A 7,334-nucleotide genomic window follows, 5' to 3' on the forward strand; every position below is an offset into this window, starting at 1 on the left:
CCTAGCCAGAAAAAGTTATTGAGAAGTAGCAAAAAAAAGAAAACCTACCGTCAAACAAAGACGAAAAGCTCTGAAAAGACAACTGCAATATCTGAAAAGAAATCTCGACCATATTGAACAACTTTTAGCAGAAGGAGCCTCTCTACAAAGCTTGAAAAAAAGAGACTATAAACTGTTATTAGTAGTCACAGAAGTTGCTCGCCAACAACTCTGGATGTACCAAAATAACAAACAGAGTATTGAAGACAGAATTGTCAGCTTAACTCAACCCCATATCCGTCCGATAGTCAGAGGAAAAGCTGGAAAACCAGGAGAATTTGGGGCCAAATTCTCAGCAAGCTGTATAGATGGTTACATATTTTTAGACCGGATTAGTTGGGATAACTTTAATGAATCGGGAGATTTAAAAGCACAAATAGAAGCTTATTATGACTATACAGGATACTATCCAGAATCAGTTCATGTGGACAAAATTTATCGAACCAGAGAAAACCGAGCTTGGTGTAAAGAAAGAGGAATCAGAATCAGTGGGCCCCCATTAGGAAGACCCGCCAAAAATGTTAGTAAAGAACAAAAGAAACAAGCTACCGATGATGAGAGGATTCGGAATTGTATAGAGGGCAAATTTGGACAGGGGAAAAGAAGATTTAGCTTAGGTAAAGTGATGGCTAAACTTCCTCATACTTCCTTTTCAGCGATTGCTATTACTTTTTTAGTCATGAATCTTTCTAACCTGTTGAGGCAGGTTTTTTGGGCTTTTTTATGTCTGAAATGGAAAAACAGCACTTTTTCTCGGTCAATGATTAGGATAAGTTATAACTTAAAAATTAATCAACAACTAAAGCTTATGCTTGTAGCTAGGTGAAATCATTGATTAAGAGACCTGTACTTTTCAATGACTTTTTCAGCAGACCCTAATTAAATTAGGTCGAGGTCTAACAAGGTTTTTAGATTTATTCGGCCAGCCCTATTTTAATGATCGCTGCCGTTTTCCTGTACCGATCCTAACTGTTGACGCACATCATCGATCGCTAGATTTAACTGGGCAATTTTATCTTCTAAACTGCGGCGGGCCACTTCCATGCCTTCCTCTGGAGTCAAGCGCCCATTGCGGATCTCCTCTAAAAAAGCTTGATTATCCCCATCTCCTAAACCGCGACGGCTGCGATTAGCCAACACTGTCCCCAAAACACCGCCCACTAAACCACCGACAATCGCACCGGCTAAAAAACCGCCCGTAAACCCATCTCGCTGACTCATAATCCCCTTTTCTCCTAATAGGTTCCAAAAGCTCGATCGCCGGCATCGCCCAACCCCGGCACGATGTAACCGCGGCTATTTAATCCTTCATCGATAATAGCCGTATAGATGTTCAAGCTGGGATAATTTTGACTCAATTTCTGTAAAGCCGGCGGGGCAGCCACCACGGAAATCAGGCGAATCAGGGCAGGATCAACGCCTCTGCTGGTAATTTCTGCCATTGCTGTTGAAATTGATCCCCCCGTGGCTAACATCGGTTCAAGAATTAAGACTCTTGTGGCCGGATCAAAACTGGCCGGTAATTTATTTAAATAACAACTCGCCTCTAGGGTTTCCTCATTTCTGGCTAAACCGAGATGATAGGTACTAGCTAGGGGTAAAAGACTTTGCGCCCCTTCCAACAGGGCTAATCCTGCCCGTAAAATCGGGACTACGGCCATCGGTACGCTAGGATCGATAAAAGTAGCGGGACATTCCGCTAGAGGGGTTTTAACGCTAGTTTCCAGGGTCGGCAACCATTGCCGGGCTGCTTCGTAGGTTAACCAGCGCCCTAGTTCCGTCATCGCTGTTTTAAACAGTACCGAGGGGGTATTTTGATCGCGGGCGATCGCTAACCAATGCTTAACCAGAGGATGTTCGGGAACATAGACGCGCAGTTGTAAAACCATGAAAACACTAGAACTCGATCGAGGGCTAAACTTTATCTTATCAGCTTTTTTCTCCCCACTTCCCACTCCCCACTTCCCGCTTCCCAACCCCCAAAACAGAGGTTAAAATAAAAGCAAGTCAGAAGCTTTCGAGCGACTTCTGACTTGGCTAATTTTAACGACGACGGGTTCTTTGTCGTCTCCGGGCTACTGCTTTACGCTTTCTCTTTTCTTGAGGGGTTTCAAAAAATTGATGCTTTTTGATATCCGCATAAATTCCCGCTTTCGCTACCTGTCGCTTAAAACGACGCAGGGCTGATTCGATCGCCTCGTTCTGACCAACTACCACTTGGGTCATTAACCTAATTCACCTCCTGTAATTGCTCTCTGCCTAAAAAATGCCAACTTCTCATTGTAGCACAATCTAGGGTAAAAAGCGATCCAAGGCGGCCTTTAATTCTTCAATTTCTGTCTCGATACTACCTTCCTGGGCAGCCCGGGCAATACATTCGCTCAGATGTTCGTCGAGAATAATTCTGGCAACGCGATCAATCGCCCCGCGAATAGCGGCAATTTGCATCAAAACTTCGGGACAGGGACGATTTTCCGATACCATCGTCTTGATGCCGCGAATATGTCCTTCGATACGCGAAAGACGGTTAATAATTTGCTTCAGGGAAGCTTCGCTATGGACGTGGGGAGTCCCTTTTGACTCGTGGTCATGGCCCGTCTCGTCGTGGTTGTGAAGGGGGTCGAAAGGGGTAATTTGATTAGTCAAGGGCTTACCGTCAATTCAGTTATACTCTCTAGTGTGCCACAGTTGCGAACCCCAGTCCCTAGAATGGTTTTGTCCGGCTTAAATTTCCGTTCAGGGGTCTTCGGTTTGAAAGTGGGAAGTGGGAAGTGGGAAGTAGGTTTTTTAAAGTTCGATTGGGAGTGAGAGATTGAAGCTGGTGATGGGATTTGAACCCGCGACCGGCTGATTACAAATCAGCTGCTCTACCACTGAGCTACACCAGCATTTTTGACCAACCCATCATAACACAAATAGGGCTTGCTGAAAAAGTTTTTCCCGCGGGCAGGGTGTGGGGTTTTAAGCTAAGACCGATTTTAACCGTCTGTCCTTGTTGATCATGTTCATCCCGCTGCTTTCACTCCCTAGTCCGCGACCGGAAGACTAGGGAGCGATACATAGAGGTTCAATGAGTCAACAGGGATGACCAATAATTAGTTATCAGTGACCATTGACCGTTTAATAAGAGCCAGATTAATCCCCCTATTCCCAAAAGAATAGTCAAGACATAAAACTGTGATTGACCAGAAACATTATACTTTAAGGCACTGCCGCTAAAAATCGTCGCTAAACTGACCAAATTAACCAGACCATCAATAATATAACGATCGAGCCAAGCGGTAATTTTGGACAAGCTGCCCACCGCTAAAACCACGGTAAACTGATAGATGCGATCAAGATAGAAGTCATAAGCGAACAAATCTTGCAGGAATCGCAGGATTAACCCAGTCGGTCTGGCCCAAGCTCGTCTTAACTCTACCGTTAACCCGATAACTAGGCCAATTACTCCAGAGGCCATCAGTAAGGGAAAACCCCAGACAATAGTAAAACTCTGGTTATTAAGGAGAGGATTGGTGAAAGATAGCCAAAAATCCCAACGTAGGGGAATAATCGGGGCCAATAAAGCGATTAAAATCAATGATACCATGGGCAAAGCCATCGGCCAAGCCACTTCCGGGGTGCGATGGGTTTTACTTTGGGTTTGTCCCAAAAAGACTAAACGAAATACCCTGGTGAGATTGACGATGCTAAGACAATTAACAAAGATTAAAACCGCTAATAACCACCAAGGAATCGCCCATTCACCACTTAACCACCGTTTTAACGTCCAAAACATCCCCAGGGGCATTAAAACCGTCATCCCCGCGGAACCCCCTAAAAAAGCCATGGTTGTAGCGGGCATTCTTGCCCAAATTCCCCCCATTTCCGTGATATTTTGGTTACTGGTAGTGAGAATTAATGCTCCTGCGCTCATAAACAATAAAGCTTTTGCGACCGCATGGGAGAATAAAATTAGCAAAGCGATATCCACATGACCTAATCCCACCGCAATAAAGACCAAACCGAGATAGGCACTGGTGGAGTGGCATAAAACCCGTTTAATATCAATTTGGGATAGGGCCATCAGAGAAGTACCGATTGCCGTCATTGTCCCCAACACTATTAAAACATTGGCTGCGATCGGAGATAGGGTAAACACTGGCTGCAGCTTAATTAAAACATAGGCCCCCGCCGAAACCACGATCGAATTCCGCATGATTCCGGCTGGATTTGGTCCCTCCATCGCCTCATCTAGCCACAAATTCAGGGGAAATTGGGCGCATTTACCCGTTGGACCAGCAATAAGGGCTAATCCTAACAAAGTCGCCGTCAGAGGTGGCACAGGGTTATTTACTGCCCAATTTTCTAACTGAGAAAAACTCAATCCTTCTCCGTAACTGGACAGAGCCACCAAACCCATCAATAAAATAATATCGCCGACGCGCTTGGTTAAAAAGGCATCTCGCGCCGCGGTTACTACCAAAGGTTGAGCATACCAAAAACCGACGAGGAGATAGGTAGAGACCGTTAACATCTCTAGGAAAGCGTAACTGAATAGTAGGGAGTCACTGAGGGCAATTCCCCCCAAAGCTGCCTCAAAAAAGCCCATTAAGCCATAAAATCTTGCCAAAGACCAGTCCTTTTCCATGTAGCCAAGGGCATAGATTTGGGCCAGGAGACTGATGAGGGTAATCAGTTCCAGCGTCCCCAAACTGACGGGAGAAAGTTCGATCGAAAGGGATAAACTAAGATCGGCCACTCTTACCCATTCAAAAGCCAGTTTAATCGTCTCTCGATGCCAAATTTGATTAAAAGCGATCGATCCATGTATTAATCCTAAGACGGTCATCAATAGGTTAATATAAGCGGCCGGCCGCGGACCGGTGCGACTAATAATGCCTAAAGACCAAGGCAAGGTTAAAATCGAACCAATTAAGCCATAAATGGGAATTAACCAGCAAGTGTCAAGGAATAAATCTTTCATTCAGGGGGTTATCAGTTATCAGTTATCAGTTATCAGTTATCAGTGATCAGGTTTAAGTTTTAAGTTATCAGGTTTAAGTTTTCAATTTTCAACAAATTTAGGCTCTTTCACTGGTTACTGATTACTGATCACTGATCAACGGCCATAAAAAACTAACACTCGATCGAGAAAGGATCGAGTTTAGTCAATTTAGGTATTTTACCGTTAATCCCGGGATCAGGCTAAATGCGCTGTAATAAAGATTTACCGTGGGAATCGGTGCTACAGGTGGCGAATAATTGGTACTGACGGCTAAGAGCGAGTGCTTGTTCGGTTTCCGGTTGACTCGGTAGCCAGGGTTTGGGATTGCCGTAGGCATAAAAAGCTTCAATACCATCAATACCCAATTCTACCGCCGCCGCCACTAAATCGGCAGCGGGGCGATGGTAACGAAAGGGATGAGCCAGAACCACTAAAGCCCCCGCTTGCTGTAAACTGTTAATGACTCTAGAGGCTAAAGCCAGATCTCCTTCTGGTTTGGTTCTTTGCAGATAGGGAGTCAAGACGACGTGAGCGGGATCGAAACCATAGCCAAGAATATGCACTTCTGTGTCTAAGAGATTCGCCGTAATTTCTACCCCTGTCCAGAGATGGGGTAGAGAACCCTTTAAATGCTGATTTTCTAGCCAAATTTGGGCTTGTCGATAACCTTCGATCGAGTGATGATCGGTAATTGCTAATCCTTTTAGTCCGATGTCTAACGCTTGTCTCATCAAGTCTTGGGGACTCATTTGACCATCGGAGCAATGGGTATGAAGATGGAAATTGTAATGGTAGGGACAACTATCATAGCCGACATTTGCCCACACCGCTTTCAGGGCGAGGGTATCTTGAGCTAGGGGTGGAATTGTAGCAGAAACGACCATGCAGTATTGAGGAACTTTCCCAAAGATTACAAATTGTTAACAATCAGCATAACAAATACCAAAAAAAATTGGGTAGCTGCTGTTACCGGTAATACTAAATCCTCTCTCAAAGGTATGGGGAAGTGGGGAGAAGGGAAAAGGGGGTAGTGATTCGGTAGTAGTGGTAAGCCATCTTGCTTATCTGGACTGAGTCGTGTAGGATATTTACTAATAAAAATAATTGCTTGATAAATGTTGGGGATTTGCTTTTTATGATTGCTATTTTTATCAATATCTTCTCTTGGATAATTAAACTTTGGTTAAATTACGATGAAGATTTAGAACATTGTCTTCTGACAAAAGATTCACAAACTTCAACATCTTGTTGTCCTAAATGTGGTTCTTATCATACCATCAAAAATGGTTCTACACATAATGGCAAGCCGAAACGTCAGTGTAAAGATTGCGGTCAACCGTTTGTGATCAATCCCACTAATAAAACCGTCTCTGACGAAACCAAACAATTAATTGATAAACTCCTGCTCGAACGAATTTACTTACGAGGAATTGCTAGAGTAACAGGAGTAAGTTGGTCATGGTTACAAAATTACGTCAACAATAAATTGGCATCTGTCCCTCGTCAAGTAAAGGTTTCAGACAAATCAAAAGGTAAATTGGTTAGAGAATGTGATGAGATGTGGTCTTTGGTTTTTTCTAAGACGATAAAGGTTTATATTTGGCGGTTAATTGATAGAAAGACACGGGAAATTATTGGTTGCTATGCGCGGAGATAGGAGTCGTCAATCAGCCAAAAAACTTTTGGACAGTTTACCAGGTGTTTACCGACAATGCGCGGTTGCCTACACAGACTTTTGGGAGTCCTATAAGACAGTAATTCCTAGTAAACGTCATCGACCGGTCGGAAAAGAAACTGGTCAAACCAATCCTATTGAAAGATTAAATAATACCTTTCGACAAAGGATTTCTCGGTTGGTGAGAGAGAGTCTATCTTTCTCTAAAAAAATGGAGAATCACGTTGGGGAACCCTTTGGTATTTTATCCATGACTACAATGCACAGCAAAGCAAAGGATTAAGCCGCCATCACTACTACCGAATCACCACCTCTAAGATTACCCCTCAAGACCGCACTGGAGTTGGCAGTGGGGAACAGACAACACCAGAACAGTAGGTGGTCGTCCAGAGATGATACCAAGTCCCCTCATACTTCAGCTTGCTCTTGCTCAAAAACCCCGTCACCTCCATCAAGAGCTAAATTAGAACAAAATTACTAGACGAAAAGACCCGACTAGAAAAAGGGGAAATGGCTGAAAGGCTTACGTAGCAAGGGATAGAAAAAAGATCAAAAAATTTTGCCAAAAGGGGTTGACAAACTTAGGGAAGTTAGATACATTGGTAAATGCGCGGTTGAAGCGAAGCGAAAGCG

The 7,334-nt window shown here is 43.9% G+C and carries 6 protein-coding genes, 1 tRNA gene and 2 pseudogenes; 2 read left to right on the top strand and 7 right to left on the bottom strand.

The window, feature by feature from the left end:
* Positions 1-865, top strand: a pseudogene (locus PX482_RS15955) (IS5-like element ISMae6 family transposase); the annotation flags it as partial.
* Positions 866-972: 107 nt separating this feature from the next.
* On the opposite strand, the gene PX482_RS15960 reads toward PX482_RS15955, so the two are convergent.
* The 7 genes from PX482_RS15960 to PX482_RS15990 form a co-directional block, all read right to left on the bottom strand.
* The gene (locus tag PX482_RS15960; protein WP_002790084.1) at positions 973-1,260 is read right to left on the bottom strand and encodes a ssl2009 family thylakoid membrane protein; all 288 of its coding nucleotides are present in this window, start codon (positions 1,258-1,260) and stop codon (positions 973-975) included.
* Between the two features lie 14 nt (positions 1,261-1,274).
* A complete protein-coding gene (gene upp, locus PX482_RS15965) occupies positions 1,275-1,928 on the bottom strand; it encodes a uracil phosphoribosyltransferase (RefSeq protein ID WP_002764021.1) in 654 nt (217 codons plus the stop codon).
* A 154-nt stretch (positions 1,929-2,082) separates the two neighbouring features.
* Positions 2,083-2,265 (bottom strand): 30S ribosomal protein S21, encoded by a 183-nt coding sequence (gene rpsU / locus PX482_RS15970; protein ID WP_002738938.1) that lies wholly within the window; start codon positions 2,263-2,265, stop codon positions 2,083-2,085.
* 66 nt (positions 2,266-2,331) lie between these two features.
* Positions 2,332-2,685 carry a metal-sensing transcriptional repressor gene (locus PX482_RS15975; RefSeq protein WP_002766602.1) on the bottom strand — a complete coding sequence of 118 codons (354 nt, stop codon included), beginning with the start codon at positions 2,683-2,685 and terminating at the stop codon, positions 2,332-2,334.
* 170 nt (positions 2,686-2,855) lie between these two features.
* Positions 2,856-2,927 (bottom strand) — tRNA-Thr (locus PX482_RS15980).
* Positions 2,928-3,106: 179 nt separating this feature from the next.
* Positions 3,107-5,005: an NAD(P)H-quinone oxidoreductase subunit F gene (locus PX482_RS15985; protein WP_002790087.1), complete on the bottom strand. Its 1,899-nt coding sequence runs from the start codon at positions 5,003-5,005 to the stop codon at positions 3,107-3,109.
* Between the two features lie 221 nt (positions 5,006-5,226).
* Positions 5,227-5,910, bottom strand: coding sequence for a PHP domain-containing protein (locus tag PX482_RS15990; RefSeq protein ID WP_002762451.1), 684 nt, complete (start codon positions 5,908-5,910; stop codon positions 5,227-5,229).
* Positions 5,911-6,242: 332 nt separating this feature from the next.
* Between PX482_RS15990 and PX482_RS15995 the strand changes: the two are divergent.
* A pseudogene (locus tag PX482_RS15995) lies at positions 6,243-6,965 on the top strand (IS1 family transposase); the annotation flags it as partial.
* Positions 6,966-7,334 lie beyond the last annotated feature (369 nt).

This window comes from Microcystis sp. M53602_WE12 (genome assembly GCF_030065455.1).
GTDB lineage: Bacteria > Cyanobacteriota > Cyanobacteriia > Cyanobacteriales > Microcystaceae > Microcystis > Microcystis aeruginosa.

Coding starts and splice junctions, on each gene's coding strand:
- PX482_RS15960 (WP_002790084.1), bottom strand. CDS start 1,260: ATGAGTCAGCGAGATGGGTTTACGGGCGGTTTTTTAGCCGGTGCGATT.
- upp (WP_002764021.1), bottom strand. CDS start 1,928: ATGGTTTTACAACTGCGCGTCTATGTTCCCGAACATCCTCTGGTTAAG.
- rpsU (WP_002738938.1), bottom strand. CDS start 2,265: ATGACCCAAGTGGTAGTTGGTCAGAACGAGGCGATCGAATCAGCCCTG.
- PX482_RS15985 (WP_002790087.1), bottom strand. CDS start 5,005: ATGAAAGATTTATTCCTTGACACTTGCTGGTTAATTCCCATTTATGGC.
- PX482_RS15990 (WP_002762451.1), bottom strand. CDS start 5,910: ATGGTCGTTTCTGCTACAATTCCACCCCTAGCTCAAGATACCCTCGCC.